The organism is Niveibacterium sp. COAC-50, from assembly GCF_013184235.1.
Taxonomy (GTDB): domain Bacteria; phylum Pseudomonadota; class Gammaproteobacteria; order Burkholderiales; family Rhodocyclaceae; genus Niveibacterium; species Niveibacterium microcysteis.
Map to the genome: position 1 here is coordinate 442061 of NZ_JABCJM010000003.1, position 19547 is coordinate 461607.

The 19547-nt window shown below is 63.3% G+C and carries 18 protein-coding genes; 4 read left to right on the forward strand and 14 right to left on the reverse strand.

Going from position 1 to position 19547, the window contains the following annotated elements:
- Positions 1-35: 35 nt before the first annotated feature.
- A complete protein-coding gene (locus HH302_RS15150) occupies positions 36-833 on the forward strand; it encodes a glycine zipper 2TM domain-containing protein (protein WP_172203064.1) in 798 nt (265 codons plus the stop codon).
- Between the two features lie 295 nt (positions 834-1128).
- Here the strand turns inward: HH302_RS15150 and HH302_RS15155 are convergent, their stop codons facing one another.
- From HH302_RS15155 to HH302_RS15175, 5 genes are all read right to left on the reverse strand, one after another.
- Positions 1129-1581, reverse strand: coding sequence for an OsmC family protein (locus HH302_RS15155; RefSeq protein ID WP_172203065.1), 453 nt, complete (start codon positions 1579-1581; stop codon positions 1129-1131).
- Between the two features lie 22 nt (positions 1582-1603).
- Complete coding sequence (gene trxC, locus HH302_RS15160) at positions 1604-2035, reverse strand: thioredoxin TrxC (RefSeq protein WP_172203066.1); 432 nt, start codon at positions 2033-2035, stop codon at positions 1604-1606.
- Between the two features lie 67 nt (positions 2036-2102).
- Positions 2103-2321 (reverse strand): DUF2892 domain-containing protein, encoded by a 219-nt coding sequence (locus HH302_RS15165; protein WP_172203067.1) that lies wholly within the window; start codon positions 2319-2321, stop codon positions 2103-2105.
- Positions 2322-2339: 18 nt separating this feature from the next.
- Complete coding sequence (locus HH302_RS15170) at positions 2340-5555, reverse strand: efflux RND transporter permease subunit (RefSeq protein ID WP_172203068.1); 3216 nt, start codon at positions 5553-5555, stop codon at positions 2340-2342.
- Between the two features lie 9 nt (positions 5556-5564).
- On the reverse strand, positions 5565-6590 hold the full coding sequence (locus tag HH302_RS15175; RefSeq protein WP_172203069.1) for an efflux RND transporter periplasmic adaptor subunit: 1026 nt from the start codon (positions 6588-6590) through the stop codon (positions 5565-5567).
- Positions 6591-6724: 134 nt separating this feature from the next.
- Here HH302_RS15175 and HH302_RS15180 point away from each other — a divergent pair, with 134 nt between their 5' ends.
- Positions 6725-7072 (forward strand): helix-turn-helix transcriptional regulator, encoded by a 348-nt coding sequence (locus HH302_RS15180; RefSeq protein ID WP_172203070.1) that lies wholly within the window; start codon positions 6725-6727, stop codon positions 7070-7072.
- A 73-nt stretch (positions 7073-7145) separates the two neighbouring features.
- On the opposite strand, the gene HH302_RS15185 is transcribed toward HH302_RS15180, so the two are convergent.
- The 6 genes from HH302_RS15185 to HH302_RS15210 all read right to left on the reverse strand — a co-directional run bounded on the left by HH302_RS15185 (position 7146) and on the right by HH302_RS15210 (position 13509).
- Entirely contained in the window at positions 7146-8318 is a 1173-nt protein-coding gene (locus HH302_RS15185) for a fatty acid desaturase (RefSeq protein WP_172203071.1), read from the reverse strand.
- Positions 8319-8423: 105 nt separating this feature from the next.
- Positions 8424-9752 carry a mechanosensitive ion channel family protein gene (locus HH302_RS15190; RefSeq protein WP_172203072.1) on the reverse strand — a complete coding sequence of 443 codons (1329 nt, stop codon included), beginning with the start codon at positions 9750-9752 and terminating at the stop codon, positions 8424-8426.
- Positions 9749-11011, reverse strand: coding sequence for an RsmB/NOP family class I SAM-dependent RNA methyltransferase (locus HH302_RS15195; protein WP_172203073.1), 1263 nt, complete (start codon positions 11009-11011; stop codon positions 9749-9751). The genes HH302_RS15190 and HH302_RS15195 overlap by 4 nt, the downstream gene beginning before the upstream one ends.
- The gene (locus HH302_RS15200; protein ID WP_172203074.1) at positions 11011-12108 is read right to left on the reverse strand and encodes a DUF3108 domain-containing protein; all 1098 of its coding nucleotides are present in this window, start codon (positions 12106-12108) and stop codon (positions 11011-11013) included. The genes HH302_RS15195 and HH302_RS15200 overlap by 1 nt, the downstream gene beginning before the upstream one ends.
- A 37-nt stretch (positions 12109-12145) precedes the next feature.
- Positions 12146-12787, reverse strand: coding sequence for a phosphoribosylglycinamide formyltransferase (gene purN, locus HH302_RS15205; protein ID WP_172203075.1), 642 nt, complete (start codon positions 12785-12787; stop codon positions 12146-12148).
- A 71-nt stretch (positions 12788-12858) separates the two neighbouring features.
- Positions 12859-13509, reverse strand: a complete 651-nt coding sequence (locus tag HH302_RS15210) for a DedA family protein (protein ID WP_172203076.1) — start codon at positions 13507-13509, stop codon at positions 12859-12861.
- 198 nt (positions 13510-13707) lie between these two features.
- Between HH302_RS15210 and HH302_RS15215 the strand changes: the two genes are divergently transcribed.
- Positions 13708-14016: a hypothetical protein gene (locus tag HH302_RS15215; protein WP_172203077.1), complete on the forward strand. Its 309-nt coding sequence runs from the start codon at positions 13708-13710 to the stop codon at positions 14014-14016.
- 373 nt (positions 14017-14389) lie between these two features.
- Here HH302_RS15215 and HH302_RS15220 read toward each other — a convergent pair whose 3' ends face one another.
- Positions 14390-15274 (reverse strand): GyrI-like domain-containing protein, encoded by an 885-nt coding sequence (locus HH302_RS15220; RefSeq protein WP_172203078.1) that lies wholly within the window; start codon positions 15272-15274, stop codon positions 14390-14392.
- A 213-nt stretch (positions 15275-15487) separates the two neighbouring features.
- The gene (locus HH302_RS15225) at positions 15488-16414 is read right to left on the reverse strand and encodes a LysR substrate-binding domain-containing protein (protein ID WP_172203079.1); all 927 of its coding nucleotides are present in this window, start codon (positions 16412-16414) and stop codon (positions 15488-15490) included.
- Between the two features lie 140 nt (positions 16415-16554).
- Between HH302_RS15225 and HH302_RS15230 the strand changes: the two genes are divergently transcribed.
- A complete protein-coding gene (locus tag HH302_RS15230; protein ID WP_172203080.1) occupies positions 16555-16896 on the forward strand; it encodes a hypothetical protein in 342 nt (113 codons plus the stop codon).
- A 629-nt stretch (positions 16897-17525) separates the two neighbouring features.
- On the opposite strand, the gene HH302_RS15235 is transcribed toward HH302_RS15230, so the two are convergent.
- A complete protein-coding gene (locus tag HH302_RS15235) occupies positions 17526-19154 on the reverse strand; it encodes a response regulator (protein ID WP_216661926.1) in 1629 nt (542 codons plus the stop codon).
- Positions 19155-19547 lie beyond the last annotated feature (393 nt).

Here is a 19547-nt window from a genome sequence, read left to right on the forward strand (position 1 = left end):
TATCTTGACTGTACCCCCAACTCAGGAGGCCAGTCATGTCTGCAGTCAGCCCGCAAACGCCCCGCATGCACCCAATGATGTGGATTGCCGCGGGGTCCGTCACCTTATTCAGTTTGGCCGGTATCGGCGCAATGCTTGGCGTGCTGCCGGTGCAGCACAGCACCACACCGGCCAGTGAAACGATCAAGGCAGAGCAGCCTGCCCCCGTCGTGGCACCTCCGGCCGCGCCGGTCGCCAGCGCATCGGCCCCGGTTGTCGCGAGCGCGGAAGCTGCCGCGGAGAAGCCCGCCCCGGAAGCCAAACCTGCAGTAAAGCCGGTCCACAAACCCGCTGCAAGCAAACCACAGGCGCACCACACCACGGCCTCCGCCCCGCAGAACAATGAACACGCGGAAGCTCCGCAAGCGGCGGCTGGTGGTATTCCGACGCATACGCCGGATGCCGCGCCGCGTACCACCCGCGTTGCGCGCTGCGACGATTGCGGTGTGGTCGAGAGCGTCCGGGCCGTCGAGCAAGCCGGCGAAGGCACCGGCCTGGGTGCGATCGGCGGCGCGGTGCTTGGCGGTGTGCTGGGCCATCAGGTCGGCGAAGGCACCGGCAAGCAGATCGCGCGGATCGGCGGCGCCATTCTCGGTGGCTTTGCAGGCAACGAGGCTGAGAAGCGGATGCGCAGCAACAGCCACTACGAAATCACCGTGCGCATGGAGGACGGCACCCGTCGCACGATCAAGCAAAGCAGCGCACCCGCATGGCATAGCGGCGACAAGGTTCGTGTCGAAAACGGCGTACTCGTGAGCCGCGACGAATCGTCGTCGTCCCCGACCATGCTCTGATCGATTGGTGCGACTGACGCACTAGCGGGACCACATGCTTTGAGGTTCACCCGCGCAGACGCAATGACGGGTTGCTCAAACTTTGAGCAACCCGTCATTTTTCTTTCATATCAAGGCGCTAGCCCTTGAATACAGCAGCAATCCACAGCTTCGCCCCCAGTCTGTGGGGACATCTTCACCAGTTTGGCGCGCGCCGTGCCCAATAATTAGGCACGACAACATTTTCCTTTCGCACCAGTCACTTGTGGCACCTGCCCTGACGATATCCACAGGCTGATCCCCAGAAGCTGGGGATTCAACCCTTCAGCAAAACGTCCTCCGAATCGCGCACCGCGACGTTGACTTCAAAACCATCCCGAACGCTCTGCGTGACAACGCAGAAGTCCTCAAACTGTGCCAGCACACGATCAAGGTGCTCGAATGCGGCGCCGGGTTTGCCGAGCTTGATGGCGACATCGACGGCGCCGACGCGCAGGCGCTTGGCCTCGTTACGAGTCATCTGGACGTCGACTTCAACGGTAACCGGGTCGGGCTCGTTCTTGAACTTCTTCAGCGCGAACATCAGGCTCGCCGCAAGGCAGTTCGCCACCGCCGCGGCCAGCATGCGTGAAGGATTGGGGCCGGCGTTTTCACCCAGCGGCGGCGGCTCGTCGGTCGTGATCGGCGGAATCTCGGTGTCGAGGAATTCCACCAAAAACTGAAAGTTGGCTTGCTGCGTAAGGCGTAGCTTGAAGCCGGTATCACTCATGGTTGACTCCGTTTAAGCACATTCAAGCCGTGGCGGCGGCGGCGCGGGCCCAGCGCACGATCTCTGCAGCCGGGCGTGCGCCCGCCTCGCGTGCGATCTCCTGGCCACCCTTCACCAACGACAGCGTTGGAATGCTGCGCACATTGAACATGCCGGCAATGCGCTGCTGGGCTTCGGTGTCGAGCTTGGCGAGAACCACCTCGCCGGCAAGCTCCTTTGCCGCCAGTGCGAACTGAGGCGCCATCATCCGGCACGGCCCACACCAAGCCGCCCAGAAGTCGATCAGCACCGGCAGGTCGCTCTTGGTCGCAAAGGCTTCGAAGTTGGATTCGGTCAGTTCGACCGGCTCGCCAGTCAGCAGGGCCGCTTTGCATTGACCGCACACCGGCCCGTCCTTGAGCCGTTCTTCCGGCACACGGTTCAGGGTGGTGCAGTGGGGGCAAACGAGTTGCATGGGTTCCTCCGTAGGGTAGCGACGGGCTACGGCATCAGATATGGGGACGCTCCGGGCGAACGAAAGTTCAGCCGTGAATGCCACCGCGTTTTACGCCGAGCTTGCTGAGAATGTCTTCCATCAGGCACCAGCGCGTGATGCCACTTTGGAACAGGTTCAGGCCGACAAACGCGGTGAATGCCAGGAACCACTGGCTGACGAAGATCGGGCTGCCGGGAATGCCCAGCGCGAGCGAGAGCATCACAAAGGCGCCGGCGATGATGCGGATGAGGCGTTCGGTGGTCATGGTTGTATCTCCTTCAAATCAGGCAAAGCGGCGCTGGTTGAGCGCGTAGTACAGGATGGGGATCACCACCAGGGTGAGCAGGGTGGACACCGCAATGCCGAACAGCAGCGACACCGCGAGCCCGTTGAAGATCGGGTCGTCGAGGATGAACAGCGCGCCGAGCATCGCCGCCACGGCGGTCAGCACGATCGGTTGCGCACGCACACCGGCCGAGCGGATCACCGCCTCGCGGAAAGGCAGGCCTTGCTCAACCTGAAGGTTGATGAAGTCGACCAGCAGGATCGAGTTGCGCACGATGATGCCGGCCAGCGCGATCATCCCGATCATCGAGGTGGCGGTGTATTGCGCGCCGAGCAGTGCATGGCCGGGCATCACACCGACAATGGTCAGCGGAATCGGCGCCATGATCACCAGCGGTGTCATGTAGCTTTTGAACTGCGCCACCACCAGCAGGTAGATCAGGATCAGGCCGACCGCGTAGGCCGCACCCATGTCGCGGAAGGTCTCGTAGGTGACTTGCCACTCGCCGTCCCACTTCAGCGCATAGCCCTGCCAGGCGTCGTCCGGCTGGTGGATGAAGGTCTGCCCGAGCGTGCCGCCTTGCTCCAACTTCAGGCCGTTGAGCTTGGCGCGAATGCCGAACATGCCGTAAAGCGGGCTGTCCAGTTTGCCGGCCATGTCGCCCACCAAATAGGTCACCGGCATCAGGTCCTTGTGGTAGATCACGCGGTCGCGCTCGCCCTGGACAACGTCCACGAGATCGGCGAGCGGCACGGTGCGGCCGTCCGCAGTGTTGAGCGGCAGCTTCAGCAGCGCGTCGAGGTTAGACAGCTTCTCCGGCGGCAACTGCAGCCGCACCGGCAACGCGTACTTGCTCTGTCCATCGTGCAGGTAGGTCGCGTCTGCGCCCTGCCCTGCGGCATAAAGTGCCTGCGCGATCTGCGCTTGGTTGACGCCCAATTGCGCGGCCTTGCCCTGCTTCACGCGCAATGTGAGCTGCGGCGATGCGGCCGTGTCGGTGGAATCCGTGTCCACGATGTCGGCGGTGCCATCGAACGCTGCGAGCACTTGCTTGGCCACCGCGCGGCGACCCGCGTCGTCCGGGCCATACACTTCGGCAACGATCGGGCTCAGCACCGGCGGGCCGGGCGGCACCTCGACCACCTTGACGCGTGCGCCGTGCTTCTTGGCGATCGCCTGCAGTTCAGGCCGCACGGCAAGCGCAATCTCATGGCTCTTGCGGCTGCGATGGTGCTTGTCGACCAGGTTCACCTGGATGTCGCCCAACTCGGTCGAGGCGCGCAGGTAGTACTGACGCACCAGGCCGTTGAAGTTGATCGGGCTCGCGGTGCCAGCGTAGGCCTGGTAGTCAGTTACCTCCGGCACCTTGGCGATCGCCGCGCCCATTTCGCGCAGCGCCGCCGCGGTGTCCTCGACCGGCGTGCCGGGCGGCATGTCGACCACCACCTGGAATTCGCTCTTGTTGTCGAAGGGCAGCATCTTCAAGACCACCCATTCCATCACCGGCAGTGCCAGCGAAATCACGATCGCGCCGCCGACGCCGGCCCACAGCTTGCGCCGCGCAGACTTGCCGGAGTCCGGATTAAGGAAGGGCCCAAGTACCTTGCGGGCAAGCGCCATCACCTTGCCCTCACGCGCTTCCTCGGTATGCGCCTCGCCCGCGCCGCCGTGGTGGGCGCCTAACCATTTGTTTGCGAGCCAGGGCGTGACAATGAAGGCGATCGCGAGCGAGAGCAGCATGCCCATGCTGGAGTTGATCGGGATCGGGCTCATGTACGGCCCCATCAGACCGCTGACGAAGGCCATCGGCAACAGTGCGGCGATCACGGTGAGCGTCGCGAGAATGGTCGGGCCGCCGACTTCATCGACGGCACCAGGAATCACCTCCCACAACGGTTTGTCAGGTTCCAATGCGCGGTGACGGTGGATGTTTTCGACCACCACAATCGCGTCATCGACCAGGATGCCAATCGAGAAGATCAGCGCGAACAGCGACACGCGGTTGAGCGTGAAACCCCAGGCCCAGCTCGCGAACAGCGTCGCGGCGAGCGTCAGAATCACCGCTGCGCCGACGATCGCTGCCTCGCGCCGCCCCAGCGCGAACCAGACCAAAGCGATGACCGAGGCGGTTGCGAAAGCCAGTTTCTGGATCAGCTTGGTCGCTTTGTCGTTGGCTGTCTGGCCGTAGTTGCGGGTGACGCTCAGCTCAACGTTCGCAGGTACAAGTTGGTTATGCAGCGCGCCGACACGCTCGATCACCGCGGCCGCCACATCGACCGCGTTTTCACCCGCCTTCTTCGTAACCTGCAGCGTCACCGCCGGAAATTCGGCCTTCACGCTGCCCGCCACGCCATGCCATACATAGCGGCCGGGCATCGGCGCGCCGGCTTCGACACGCGCCACATCCGAGAGGTACACCGGCCGGCCATTCCGGCTGCCGATCACGACGTCAGCGACCTCGCGTGCATCCGCCAGATACGTGCCCACCTCGACGCGCACCAAGCGATTGTCAGAGGCCAGCTCACCGCCAGGCAACACCAGGTTGCGCGCTTGCAGCGCCTGCGTCACCTGGCCGACAGACATCCCCACGGCAGCGAGCCGATCGGCGTCCAGCCACACGTTCACCGCGTTGCCGGGGCCACCGATCGTGCTGACCTCGCGCGTGCCTTTCACGCGCTTGATCTCCGCCTCCAGCGCGTGCGCCACGCGTTCGAGTTCGAACGCGCTCGCATCCGGATCCTTTGTCCACAGTGTCAGCGCGACGATTGGCACGTCGTCGATGCCCTTCGGTTTGACGATGGGCTCGAGCACACCCAATCCGGCTGGCAGCCAGTCGCGATTGCTGTGCAACGTGTCGTACAGACGCACCAGTGCTTCGGTGCGCGGTACCCCCACCTTGAACTGCACGGTCAGGATCGCCAGCCCGGGGCGCGATACCGAGAAGGTGTGCTCCACGCCTGCAATCTGATCGAGCACCTGTTCGGCCGGGCCGGCGACAAGGCGTTCGACATCGGTGCTCGATGCCCCCGGGAAGGGAATCAGCACGTTGGCCATGGTCACGTTGATCTGCGGCTCTTCTTCGCGCGGCGTGATACCGGCGGCAAAGACGCCGAGCAGGAACAGCACCAGCGCCAGCAGCGGCGTGATCGCGTTGCGCTGGAACAGCGCAGCGATGCGCCCCGAAACACCCAATCGATTATCGCTGTGAGCCATTGATCGACCTCACTTGGACGCGGCAGCGATCGCCGCCTTGATGGGGTCGAGCGCAACCGACTCACCCGCCTTAAGGCCTGCCAGCACCTCGACGCGGCCATCGCTCAAACGCTCGCCAACACGGATCTGGCGCTGCTGAAAGCGGCCATCGGCGGTTTTCACATAGGCTGCAGTCAGCTCGCCGCGCTTGAGCACGGCAGCCTGCGGGATCGCCAAGCGCTGTGCTTCGCCCACCGCAAAGCGCGCGCGCGCGAACTGGCCAGGCGCCGCTACCGCTGATGCAGGCAGGTCGATGCGGACTTCCGTGGTGCGTGTAGTCGGGTCGGCCGCCGGTAGCACCGTGGTGCGTACGCCCGCCACCACCTTCCCGCCGATTTCCACTTCCGGCATGGTGTTTCTAGCCAGCGCCGCCTGCACGGCAGCCAGCTGCGCCTCGGGCAAGTAGGCCACCGCTCGCAGCGCGCCCGGCTGGAAAACGGTCACGATCGGCTTGCCCGGCATCGCCATGTCGCCCGCCTCCAGGTGCGTGGCCGCAACAAGGCCGTCGTACGGTGCAGTCACCACCGTGTGACTGCGGCTCGCGCTGGCCGCGCCAGCGCCCGCACGCAGCGCCTCGACCCGCGCGCGCAGCGCCTTCACCTGGGCATCGTTTTGCTCCACCGCAGATGAGCTGACGAAGTTCTGCTTCGCCAAGGCTTGGCTGCGCTTCAGGTCAAACTCAGCCTTGACGAGATTGGCCTGCGCCTCCGCGATTGCGGCTTGGCTGGACGCCTCGGCAGCCCCGAGTTCGCGGTCGTCGATGCGGGCAATCAGCTGCCCGGCTTTGACGCGGTCGCCAGCTCGCACCGCAAGTTGAAGCACACGGCCCTGAACTTGAGCCGAGAGCACGCTCTGGGTCACCGCCTGGATGGACGCGTCCGCCTGATATGTGCCGGCCGCCGGCGAACGGGTCACGCTGGCCACCGGCAGCACGTCAGCCGCGGCACCTGCGAAGCTCACGCCCCACAGCAGCCAAAGCATATTTCGGGTCTTCATTGCAGCTTGTCCTCGTCGAATGCGTTCAAGTCTGCTATCAATATATAACCACATAGCGATTTATTCAAGGCTTGTTCGCTTGATAACCACTGGGATATATTGGAGGCAACAACTAGACAATGGACGCAACCCCAATGGCCCTACCGGAACAAGCTATCGACCGCGTCGCCTTGTACTTCAAGGCGCTGTCCGATCCGACCCGCCTGCGTATCCTGAACGCACTGCGAGAGAACGAGCGCTCGGTCGGTGAGCTGACCGACATCGCACAATGCAGCCAGGCGAACGTCTCCAAACATCTGCGCGTGCTCTCCGACGCGGGCATCGTCGCACGCACGCCACGCGGCACGACCACGGTGATCAGCGTCGCAGACCCGGCGATCTACGACCTGTGCTCGCTGGTGTGCGACTCGGTAGCGCGGGAGTTGGAGAAGGACCTGGCCTTGCACCAGGCTTTGACGGCAAGCCGCAAGCCGGTGCAATAGCAGCCGCGTCGGCGCAATCCACCAAAGAAAAACGGGCACCCCAGGGTGCCCGTTTTCGTGTGCTGAACCGCTGTCAGACTGCGTAGCGACGCAGACGCTCAGAGAACTCTTCGAGCTGGCGGATACCGCTTGCCTCAGCGCGCGCGCACCAGTCCTGCAGCTGTTTCACGAGTTGTTCGCGCGAAGCGCTGGAGCGTGCCCAGATCGCGACCAGCTCCTGCTTCATCGTCACCAGCTGCTGCAGGCGCGGGCTTTCAGCCACCGCCTTCTCGAACTGCTGCTGCAACTTGGCCGGAAAACCCTCGGTCCGCTCGGCGTTCAGCCAGCGGCGCAGTTGCTTGAGATCGACCTTGCTCTCGCTCTGCGACAGCTTGGCCATTTCCTCGCGATACACATCCTTGAGGCTGTTGGCGTAGCGGCGCATCACGTCGTAGCGATGCGTCACGATGGCCTGCAGCATCTCGAGGTCGACCATCTTCTTTGCCTCGGCGAACTTCGGCTTCGGAATCGTCTTCTTAACCTTCGCGAGGCCGAGCATTTCCATGATGCGGATGTACATCCAGCCGATGTCGAATTCGTACCACTTCGACGAGAGCTTGGCCGAGGTCGCAAAACTGTGATGGTTGTTGTGCAGCTCTTCACCACCAATCAGGATGCCCCAAGGCACGAGGTTCGTCGAAGCATCCACGCAGTCGTAATTGCGGTAGCCCCAGAAGTGCCCCAGACCGTTGATGACGCCGGCCGCCCAGAACGGGATCCAGATCATCTGCACGCCCCAGATCAACGCGCCCGGCACTACGCCGAACAGCGCCATGTCGATCGCCAGCATCAGCACGATGCCAACCTTCTGGCCCGGCGTGTAGATGTTGCGCTCCATCCAGTCATCGGGCGTGCCATGGCCGTAGCGCTCCATGGTGTCCTTGTTGCGCGATTCCTTCACGTAGAGGAACACGCCGCCCCACAACACGCGGTTGATGCCCAGAATCTGCGGGCTATGCGGGTCTTCCGCGGTTTCGCACTTGGCGTGGTGCTTGCGGTGAATCGCCGCCCACTCCTTGGTGACCATGCCCGTCGTCATCCACAGCCAGAACCGGAAGAAGTGGCTCGGAATGGCGTGCAGATCAAGCGCGCGGTGCGCTTGGTGGCGGTGCAGGAAGATCGTGACCGACGCGATCGTGATATGCGTCAGGCCCAGCACCACCAGCACATAGCCCCACCAGGGCAGGTCGAGAATTCCAGCAAACATCAAACGTTTCCCCTCAGGGTTATGGTTATAACTTATTGATTTTATGCGACCAGCGGGCGCCGCGCCACGAGTGAACGACGCGCCGCCAACATTTCAGAAACCGGTTTAGGCAGCACCCGCCTGCGCGATTGCCGCAGGTGGCACGTCCGCCGGTACCGGCCCAACGACACGCACCTCTCGCTGCGGGAACGGAATCTCAATCCCCTCTTCGCGGAAGCGGCGCCAAATCTCGCGGTTGATGTTCGACTTGATGCCCAGATTGCCCTGCAAGGGGTCGTAGATCCAGACACCCAGCTGCAGATTGATGCCGCTATCGGCAAACGCCACCAGATGCGCGACCGGAGGTGGATCTTTCAGCACCCGTTCTCCGCCCGCCGATGCACATTCGACCAGCAACGCGAGCGCTCGTTCAACATCGCAGCTGTAACTGACCTGCACCGGGATGCCGATCCATACGTTCTTGTCGGCAAAGGTCTCGTTCTGCACCACGGCGCCGATCAAGGTCTCGTTCGGAACAATCACGTTGATCCCCGTCGGTGCCCGCAGCACCGTGTAGCGCGTGGTGATCTGTTGCACCTCGCCACGGTCGGCGCCAACCGAGATCATGTTGCCGATGCGGATCGAGCGATCCAGCAGGATGATGAAGCCCGAAATGTAGTTGGCGGCGATCTTCTGCATGCCGAGGCCGATACCGACGCCCAGTGCGCCAGAAAAGACCGAAAGCGCCGTGAAGTCGAGGCCGACCAGCGACATGGCGGCCATCACGCCGATGAACAGCAGCAACGCACGCGACAGCCGAGCCAGCACCGCCTGGACACTGCTATCCATGCGGCGCGATGCCATCAGGCGATCCTCGATGATGCCTGCCACCCACATCGCGACCACGATGGTTGCAGCGGACGACAATGCACCGTTGATCAGCGTCCACAGCGAGACCTGCTGCTTGCCCATGTGCAGGCGCATGCTGTCGAGCCAGTCGATCAGCTCTGGCAACAGCCCCAGCAGATCCAGCGCCACTACGGCCCAGACGCCGACTGCGATGTAGCGCTCAACGCCCTTGAGCCAGGACGATTTGAAGAACACCTGGCGAAGCGCGACTTCGATCAGCCGCAGCACGCAGAGTGCGAACGCCAACTGCATCGCAATCGCGATTTCCGTACCGCGATACCCCGCCATGCGGAATCCGGCGCGCGCGACCAACAACAACAAAACGGCCGCCAAGGGCCACGCCACGGCGCGAACCAGTCGCGCCATCGTCGTCGGCGCCGAGAAGTGCGCAACGACACGCCGCGAGACAAAACCGGAGGCCACAAGAATCACGGCCACGGTGAGCAACTGCATCTGTGACGCCGTCGTCGACAGCTCCGCAACAACCGCCTGGAAGGCCGCAATCAGGGCGTTCCCGGCCTGTTGTGACGTTTCCTGCGTGCTCATTCGCCGCGCTCCATCGCAACCGCGAAGAACCCGTCAGTGCCATGCTCCAGCGGATCAAGGCGCAGCCGCTCGCCGCAGGCCAGGTTGATTCCCTGCGTCGTCAGCACATCCTGCGCCGACACGATGCGGAAGCCCGGATTCGCAGCCAGGAAGGCATCGACGATGGCATCGTTCTCTTCCGGCAACACGCTGCACGTCGCATAGACGAGCCGCCCGCCCTTCTTCAGCAACCGGGCTGCGCCCGACAGAATCGACAGCTGCTTCGCGGTGAGCTCCTGCACCGCCTCAGGCGACTGGCGCCACTTCAAGTCCGGGTTGCGGCGCAGCGTGCCAAGCCCGCTGCACGGCGCATCGACCAGCACGCGATCGATCTTGCCCGCCAGCCGCTTGAGGCGCGCGTCGTTCTCGTGCGCAATGGCCGAGGTATGCACGTTCGAGAGCCCGGACCGCGCTACCCGCGGCTTCAGGCGCGCGAGGCGCCGCTCTGCGGTATCAAACGCATAGAGCCGGCCGGTGGAGCGCATCAGCCCGCCCAGCAACAAGGTCTTGCCGCCGGCGCCGGCGCAGAAATCGGCCACCATCTCGCCACGCTTCGGGGCGACCAGGAAACCGAGCAGCTGGCTGCCTTCGTCCTGCACCTCGATCGACCCATCCAGGAAGAGCGGATGCTTCGCGAGCGAGGGTTTTTCGGCCAGGCGGATGGCGAGCGGCGAATAGACGCCCGCCTCGCAAGCGATGCCATCGGCACGCAACTGCGCGATCACCTCATCACGCTTGGCTTTCAGCGGATTGACACGCAAGTCGAGCGGCGCCGGGCGGTTGAGCGCTTGCGCCAAGCGCAAGGCGCGCTCTTCGCCATGCACCTCGGCCAGACGGCCGGCAAGCCAGTCCGGCAGGTCAGCCTGCTCGGCATAGCTCAGTTGGGGGGCTGCGGCAGCTTGGCGTTCGGCCAGCCAGCGTTGCTCGGTGGCCGACACGACCTCTTCAAGCTGGCGAGACGAGATCCCCTGAACACGAATCAGGGCTGCCAACAGCAAACGGCGGCCGGTCGCGCGATCACCGCACCACGCCTCAAGCCGGCGACGGTTGCGCAGTACCGCGTAAACAGTCTCGGCAATCACGCCGCGGTCGCGATGACCGAGCGACTTGTGCTCGCGGAAGAAGCTCGACAGCACGGCGTCAGCCGGGTGCTCGAAGCGCAGCACCTCGGACAGGACTTCGGTTGCCTCGTCGAGGCGGTTTTTGGTGATATGCATCATCAACCCTTGTAGGAATCGTTCACGTCGCGCGAAGGCAGGATATCCGCCTTCACGCCATCCAGTTCAATCTCGCGTGCAATCTCGTCGACCACGTGGCCCTGTTTGCGGTCATCCACCCGGATACGCACCGGCGCATTGCGGTGCTGGCGCGAGAGCCACAAATCCACAACGAACTCGCCGTTGCGTGCCTCGCAGTGGAAGTGGCGCGTTTCAATGCTGCCCCACGGCAAGCGCAACAACTCATTGGCCACCTGGCTTAGCGTTGCTTCCGCCCCCCAGCGCCCGCCGACAACATAGAGCGACATGCTGGTTACGCCATCCGGCTGAAACGCCAGATGATGCGCGAGGCTCAGAATGTCCTCGGCCATGCCGTCAAACGCCACCTCGCGAACACGGTCCGGGCGCGACAGAAACACCTTGCGCTGCGCCCAGTCGAACACCGCATGCGACTGCTTGCCGTTTAAGTCCTCCTGAAACCCCGTCGGCGCCAACCCTTCCGGCCCGACCCGCCCCTGGCTCTGCTGCACGCCGTTGAAACGCTTGATGAGTCGCGCAAGCCCCACGGTCGCGGCTTCGCTTCGCATCGTGTAACGCTCCCCGTCGTGCGACCAGGTATGGATCATTTCGCCAACCTCGATCGTCTCGCCGTAGCGCACCTGAAAGCGAATCCGCCCTTCGCGCGGCCAGGCTTGCGTGGCAGCCGGGTCCACCGACACCGGAATCGGGTCTTTCGGGGCTGCAGCCACCTCGGACGCCGCAGGCACTTCCGTTGCCGAACTGGCACCCGGTGAAGGCTCCGGCGATTCGACTGGCGCCTGCGTGACTGGCACAGTAGCCTCAACCCCCTGCTCGCGCGGCACGGCCAACGTGCGTTGCGGCCGCCCGCCGCCTTTGGGCGTCGCGCGCGGACGAGGCGTCAGATCAGGCGGCTTCGGCGCTTCGGTACGCGTGACCGCGGTCTGCTGCACCGGCGGCAGTTGCAGGGTCGCCTCGATGCGCACCGGCTCGGCGACCACCGACAGATCCCACCCCGGCGCGGACAGCATCAGCAAGTGAAACAGCAGCGATGCGGCGATCGCCACCGGTAGCGGTCGCAACCAGCGCCGCCGCCACCTCTGGAATCGGTTTGGGCCGTCAGGCATCCGGCAGCGGCACCATCCACCCGTCCGCGGGCAGATCGGCATCGATCACGGTGACGCGGTTTCCCTCCACACGCAGCCGCCCTTCCACAAACCAGCGCACTGCCTGCGGGTAGATGACATGCTCCTGCACCAGCACCTTCGCAGCCAGCGACGCCTCGGTGTCATCCGCGCCGACTGGAACCGCCGCCTGCGCAATGATCGGACCGCAGTCGAGCGTCGGCGTAACGAAATGCACCGTGGCACCATGCAAGCGCACACCGGATTCGATTGCTTTGCGGTGCGTATGCAGGCCGGGAAAGCTCGGCAACAGCGACGGATGAATGTTGATCATCCGGCCTTCGTAGCGCCGCACGAAGGCGTCACCCAGGACACGCATGAAACCCGCCAATACGACAAGATCGGGTTCGTGGCGGTCGATGGCGATCGCCAACGCGTTGTCGAAGGCGTCGCGGTCAGCGTAGGCCGTGTGGTCGACCACCTCGGCCGCAATGCCGTGCGCACGAGCGAAAGCCAGCCCGGCTGCCGTCGGCTTGTTGGCGATCACCGCCGCGATCTTCGCCCCCGGAATCGCGGCACGGACAATGGCTTCCATATTGGAGCCGCGTCCAGAAATTAGGATGACGAGTTTCTTCATGTCAGAAATGAAAAGGCCGGCCGGGTTTGCCGGTCGGCCTCCTAGTTTAACCCGCCTAGGCGGGACACAGTTCAGGCGACGGCGCGACCAGCCAGGCGCCCCTTGATGTAGCCAATGGCCAGCGGCATCAGCGAGATGCCGATGATGCCGACAATCACCAGGCTCAGGTTGGCCTTCACCCACGCAAGGTTACCGAACCAGTAGCCGGCCAGCGTCAGCGAGAAGATCCACAAGCCGCCGCCAAGGATGTCCAAGGGCAGGAAACGGCGGTAAGTCATGCGCGCCACACCGGCTACGAACGGTGCAAACGTCCGCGCCAGCGGCATGAAGCGGGCGATGATGATCGTTTTGCCGCCGTGCGTTTCGAAGAACGCGTGGGTTGTATCAAAGGCTTTGCGGTTGAAGACGCGCGAATTTTCCCAGCGGAACACCCGCGGCCCGATCCAGCGCCCGATCCAGTAGTTGCAGTTATCGCCCAAGACTGCGGCTGCGAACAGCGATCCGGATAGCACCGCGATGTCCATGCCGCCGGTCGCGGCAAGCGCGCCAGCCACAAACAGCAGCGAGTCCCCCGGCAGGAAAGGCGTGACCACCAACCCCGTCTCGCAGAACACGATCAGAAAGAGAATCGCGTAGATCCAGGTGCCGTACTGGGCAACGAGGATCGCCAGGTGCTTGTCGAGGTGCAAAACGATATCGAAGAACTGAACGAGCAAATCCATGCAAACTCCAGACCATCAGGGGGAAAGCCGCACCACAAGCGCAGTGGGCGAGGCGCAGGGTAGCACACCAAAAATGCGCTCAGTGCAGGCGGCCAAGTTGCCGCACGCCGGCCGACGTTTTACCCAGACTGCAAATCTTCGTGTCATACGCAAAGCACCGATACCCGCGACGCGAACGCAGGAATAGAATTTTGCGCCATGAAACGCGCCACCCGTATCCACGACCACGAAACCGTCATGCCGGCCCCTACGTCGGAGACTGTGGATACTGGCACCCCCGCCCGCCTCAAGATGCCGCCGCGGTGGATACGCGCCGATCGGCACTGGTGGCTGCACCTCGATCACGGCGGTGTCGCGCGGGAACGCGATGGCACCTGGTTTGGCTACCCGCTCGGTTGGTCCGATGCGCGCCGCCTGGGCCCGTACGCGAACGCACTACTCGCAGCGCAAGCCGTCGAAGCCGCTGAACCCGAAGAACAAACGTCCGGCCATCGCACGAAGCCCTGAGGGGCCCTGGGCCAGAGGCCTCAGACCACAAGAAGGGCGTCCGCGGCCCGAATCGAGCTCTACGTCACGCGCCGCGAAACACCCCAGACCAAGCGAACCTTGCTCTGCCCTACCAGCGGCAGTTGCCTTGGCGCAGTCATCACAAGCATGTTGTTGGGGGCAGTGATAGGTCGAACCGCCCAGCAAGCCCGCTTGCTCGATTGTCACGTCGCGCGCCTTGAGTGCTTCGGCGGCCAAGATACGGTGACGCCGGCCAACGCTTCTACGCGCTCACACCAGCGCGCCGATGCGCCTCATCGACGCACTCACGCCTGCTGGATCCGTTGAGCGCGGAGCACCACGGAACTGCAAGCCCCCTGCCGGGGGGCTTGCATCAGTCGCCAAGCGGCATGAAGAGTTCGACCGTCACTGGGTCCTTGTTCTGCAATTCCCCGCGCTGGTAGTGCTCGAAGAACGCTGCCTCGCCAAGACCACGACCGCTGCTGGGTAGCCAATCGTCGAGCATCTTCAACCATGCATCGCCGATACCGCTGCGTGGACCAACATACAAGAGGCTGGCGTAGAGGCCTCCGACCATCACCTTGCGCGAGGTCCGTTCGCCGCGGACGTCCCAGCCCGCAGGCAACTCGACGCAGGCATCGTAGCGGCAACGGTCGGGCGGCGTGATCCGCGGATCATCGAGCGCCATGCCGAAACACGGCTGGTCGTTAAGACCATGCTGATCCATCCACTCAAGGCATCTCGTCCAAGCCTCCAGCGCAGTGGTCCGATAATCTCCACCGACCCGAAAATAGACCACCGTCCGCACCGGCTCGACACGGATGCGAACCTCAAACCCATCTTCCCCCGGCTCGCCAGCCGCTTTGCCCACGACCGGATCCCACTGCCGGTAGCCACCCAGACGCCACGCACTCGGGCGCATTCCGAAATGCTGTGAGAACGCCCGCGAAAACGCTTCCGAAGAATTGAAGCCGGAGAGCTGGCTGATCGTCTGGACTGTCATCGACGGGTTGTGCACCAATTGCCCTGCAGCCTTCTCCAGCCGGCGCTGCCTGATGAAGTCCTGAAGCGTCTCGCCAGTCCACGCCCGGAAGATGCGGTGAAAGTGAAATGGCGAAAAGGCAGCCACTGCAGCCACAGCTTCCAGTCGCAGGGGTTCGGCTTCGGCGAGATGGCTGTCGATGTAATCAATGACGCGGTTCATCCGCTGCGCGAACGCCTCTGCCTTCTCCGGACGTTTCAGTTCAGCACGCGCCATCAGCGCCCCCTGCGGTCACGAGTAAGTCTTGATCGTTCAACTCAGAATCTCCGCATGGGCCTCGACTTGTCTCCAACATTCATTCCTCCCTTTTATCAACACGCTTCCGCTCTCTACGGATCGGTCGCCCCTTCTAGCACGCCTTAGCGACGAGACCTTGCTATTTGCTGCCAGATTGGTCGCGAGGATCCCCCGTCTAGTGAAGACCGCGTCTCACTCGTCAGCCAACGTTTGCAGCACCTGCACCAGCTGATTACGGAGGAAGCGGTGTGCGCTGTCATTGTCGCGACGGGGGTGCCAGACCGAGTAGATTGGCATCGAGAGCGGCTTGAGAAACGGCACGGGGAGAATCTGCAGATCAAACGACTTTTCCGCCAGTCGAACCAGGCTGCTGGGAACGAAGCCCACCAGATCCGATTCGGCAAGCACCATCAACACTTCAAACAGCTCCGATACCTCAAGCGTGATGGACCACGGAAATTCGCTCCACATGCGCCCAGCTTCGGTTTGTTGTCCGTCGCGCCGCCGTGCCTTGATCGACACAAACCGGGCGTCGCGAAGGCGTGCAGCGGTCACTGTCTGCCCCTGCAGCGCGTGGTCGCGGCGTGTCATGAGATGAAGCACGTCTTCAAACAAGACTTCGTGATGGTGCTGGGCCGCTGTCGGCAACAACCAGTCGAGCGCCAGATCGCACGTTCCATCGGATAGGCGCCGATCCAGATCAGTCGGTCGGGTGAGCGTGTCGAAATCTACCCTTAGGGATGGAGCGAGGCTCACGAGCCGCTCGCTGAGCCGGAGGGCAATGCGCGGGCCGAGTGGGTGGGGAATGGAGACCGCGAAGCGGCGGGTTGACGTTGCGGGGTCGAAGGCGACCGATTCCGTGATCACTTCGCTAACGCCATTGATCGCAGCCCGCAACGGCGGGTAGATCAGATCAGCCGTCGCCGTAGGCGTCATGCCCCGCGAGTGACGGATGAACAACTCGTCTTTGAACAGATGGCGCAGTCGCGAAAGTGCATGGCTGGTCGCTGACTGAGTCATCGCGAGACGCACTGCAGCGCGGGAAAGACTGCGTTCTTCGTAGGCTGCCAGGAAGACTGGGAGCAGGTTCAGATCCACAGCCCTTAGGTTGAATTCCATGCATATCTCCCATGCGAAACGTTCGCTGGATGCATGTTACGCCCGGGCATATCGTTCACCCATCGCTTCATCGCATCGATGAAGGACTGGGCAGGCAGCGTAGCGCGCCCCCGCAACACTCAAGCGAAAGGGATTCGAAAATGAACAAGATCATGGGCGTCGTACTGAGTCTTTCCTGTCTGGTGATGGCTGCGCAACCGGCCCTGGCAAGTGACCGCGTGGTCAAGGGCGCGTTGGTTGGTGGTGCCGTGGGCGCGGTGGCCGGTCATGGTGTGGGCGATGCGCTGAAAGGTGCGGTGATCGGCGGCGGCGTCGCTGCAGCAACGCAACATGGCCATCGCGGACGCGACGCGCGGGACGGTGCCGTGAAGGGTGCGTTGATCGGCGGAGCTGTCGGCGCAGTGGCAGGGAACGGCGGGCACGATGTAGTCAAGGGCGCAGCGCTGGGTGCCGCCGGCGGCGCCATCATCGCCGGTCACTGAGCCTCAGGACGCGGCATGGGTAGGGTGTAAGTCCGCGATCCGCAGAACTTGTCCGATCGATGTTGGGCGGTTTGGTCGGCAACGAAAACACGGCGATTTGTGCGCTGATCAATGCACAGCACCGCGTGCTGACCCACCCACTGCTTGGACATCGCCCAATCTGCCGTTCATGCCGCAAGTCACTCACCCGGCCAATAGCAGTGCTGGAAAGGCGCGAGCGACGTCGAACAACGCACCTGCGATCGGATCAGCCCTCATAGCAAGGATGTTGATCGAGCCATCGCCCAGCGAGGTCGTTTGAGATCGACGACACACTTATTCGGCATCGCAGATGCGCCTGCACACACGCCCTGTCATTGCGACCGGGCCTGGCCGCCCGGCTATGGCAGTCTGGTACGAGCGCCGCGGGGGATTTGCGCCACGGAGCTGGTCTTAGCGGCCGTTGATCAGCGCATCCGGGATCAGGTTGAACTCCGTCCCACCAACGCTTGCCCACCACCTATTGCTCTTGCGCTGCCACGCCAGCCTGGCCTTGCCGTTGGAGGTGAAGGCTGTGTCAGTGCAACGCAAACCACAAACGAAACGCTGCGGGTACGGACAAGCGAAGCGGAGCGCCAGAGGCAACCCGTTCATGCATTCTTCGCCGGGGGCGCGGGCACTTCCACATGAATCGTCGTCGTGTTGTCGCTATCGCTGGTTTCCATGGCGATCTGACCATGCAGTGCCTCAATCAGCATGCGCGCGGAGTAGGTGCCAAGTCCGGTACCTTCACGTTTGCCGGCAGTCACGAACTTGTCGAAGAAGCGCTCGCGGACCTCCACCGGGACCGCGCCATCGTTACGGATGAGGATCCTAACCGGCGTTGCGGATTCGAAAACAACAGCCACCTTACCGCCATCCGGCGCCGCTTCGCAGGCGTTTTTGAGCAGATTTTGCAGCGCGGAGTACATCAGCGACGCATCGCCCCATGCCACCACGTCGTCCACACCGTAGCCCTGGGGCAGGTCCAGCCGAATCGCCAGATCCTTCGAGGCGAAGGTCTTGCGTGCCAGCTCGACAAGTCGCCGCAGCTGGCGTGCGGGGAAGACCTCTTTCGCATCCAGTTCGAAGCGGCCAGATTCAATCTTGTACAGTTCGGCGGACAGGTTGATCAGATCGAGTGCTGAGAGCGTCGACTCTTCGATCAGGCGAAGTTGAGCCAGAACGTCTCCGGGCAGGCCCGCACGCTCGATCAGTTCCTGGGTCAGGCCGACCACGCCTGCCAACGGCCCCTTGATGTCGTGGCGGGTGATGTGCTCGACATCTTCGCGCAGGCGTGCCGCCTCCATCATCGTGTCGTAGTCCTGCTGCAGGCCGCGGTGCAATTCGATGTAGCGCAGGAAGTTCTTGACCCGCAGCTGCAGCATTTCCGGATCGATCGGTTTGGTCACGAAGTCGATTGCGCCCAGCGTCAGCCCGCGCTGCCGCGACGCCTCGTCCGCCAATGCCGTGACAAAGATGATCGGGATGTGCTCTGACGACGGGTGGCTACGGATCGCCTCAGCAACAGCAAATCCGTCGATGCCCGGCATCATGACATCGAGCAGCACCAGATCCGGAGGTGAGTCGGAATGGCAGATCTTCAACGCCCGCTCGCCGTTATGGGCGATCTTGACCTGGAACTCATCCTTGAACAGCCCCGACAAGAGTGTCAGGTTATCGGCCACGTCATCGACGACAAGCATCGTCGCCCGAGCTGCACGCGCCGGCAGTTTGCCTTGTGTCGTCGGCGTTGCGGCCCCGGGTGCTTCGTTCGGCTCTGGAGGTGGCGTCCGGATACTGGCAGGACGCGGCTTCCAGCTCAGAGCGCGTTCCACGCGGTCTATCAGCCCACCCGAGGTATAGGGTTTCACCACCAGCTGCGACACGCCCGCCGCAATCGCCTGCTCGACCCGACGACGCTCGCCTTCGGCCGTAATCATCATGAAGGGAAGCGCGCTGGTCGCCGGGTTCGCCCGCACCCGAAGCAGCAGTTCATAGCCGTCCATGACCGGCATGTTCCAGTCCGACATGACCAGTGTCAGCGGGTGACTCTGGATGATCTTCCATGCCTCAGCGCCGTTCGAAGCCTCGAAGATCTTCTGTGCACCGAGCTGCCGAAGCTGGTTGACCGTGACCTTGCGCATCGCGTCAAAGTCATCGACCACCAGATACGCCCCATCGCGCAAGCCTCGTGTGCTTGTGGTCCCCGTCAGTGACGGCGCAAGCCCTTTGTTCACGTCTGCCACTCCATTTCGCTGGTCTGACCGGCTCTGTGTTGATGCGGAATCCTGCTCACCACACCGGCGATCTCACCGCACCCACGTTTCTTGGCGGAACGATCGAAACGCCCGCACTTCAGTCTGCTGCACCGTCGGCCACGCCGCGGGCGGGCTCCGCAAGCCGGGCGAAGTGCATGGCAATGCCCCCTGACGACGCCCTGGATGCCACCTCGGCCGCGTTGTCCTGCTTGCTAGCGCAATGAAGTATTCGTGAGCACCGGCTGCCTGACAAGGTGCCCGTCGACCAACACCGGGTCCGAAACCTACGTCCTGAGGATGTCAGGCACTGCACACCGCCGACCACGCTGTATCGTCATCACAGCGCTGCTGATTGGCCCGCCGAACACGGTC